The sequence below is a fragment of the Bacillus sp. P4_D3 genome (assembly GCF_056401855.1).
In genome coordinates, this window is the sequence record NZ_JBFUIN010001253.1 from 1 (window position 1) to 611 (window position 611).

At 32.7% G+C, this 611-nt stretch carries 1 protein-coding gene; it reads right to left on the minus strand.

Going from position 1 to position 611, the window contains the following annotated elements; translation table 11 throughout:
* Positions 1–488: ABC transporter ATP-binding protein (locus AC1DTM_RS30635; RefSeq protein WP_477001724.1), on the minus strand; the 488-nt coding region annotated here is incomplete at its 3' end.
* Between the last annotated feature and the right edge of the window lie 123 nt (positions 489–611).

The window sequence follows — 611 nt, forward strand, 5'->3', positions numbered from 1 at the left end:
ACTGTTGGCTCATCTAAAATTAATATTTCTGGTTCATGAAGGAGTGCTATCGCCAATGATAAACGTTTTTTCATTCCACCTGAAAAATGCTGTACTTGCTTTTTCATATGCTCTGATAATTGCACAAGTTCAAAAACTTCTACGATTCTCTCTTTCTTACGCTTACCTTTTAACCCATACATCGTTGCAATAAAATCTGCATTTTCATATGCCGATAGTTCTTCGTATAATGCATCAGCCTGAGCCATATAACCAATTCTTTTCATTTCATTTAGATTAGGCATGTTTGTATTAAAAACAATTACATCCCCTGTAGTTGACTCATTAATACCTGCAATCATTTTAATGAGTGTTGTTTTCCCTGATCCGGAAGGTCCAACCAAGCCAAAAATTTCTGCTTTTTCTACTTGCAGCGAAAGGTTATGCAAAACTTCTTTTTTCCCAAAACTTTTTGATACATCTCGTAAAATAATTGAAGGTTGCTGCACTAAAAATCCCCCTTTTCTTTAAAATGAGTGAGTACTCACTTTTATTTTACTCTCGAATTATTATATGTCAAACTTTTCAAACATATATTTTTTCTGTTATTTACTAAATCAATGAAACAGAGT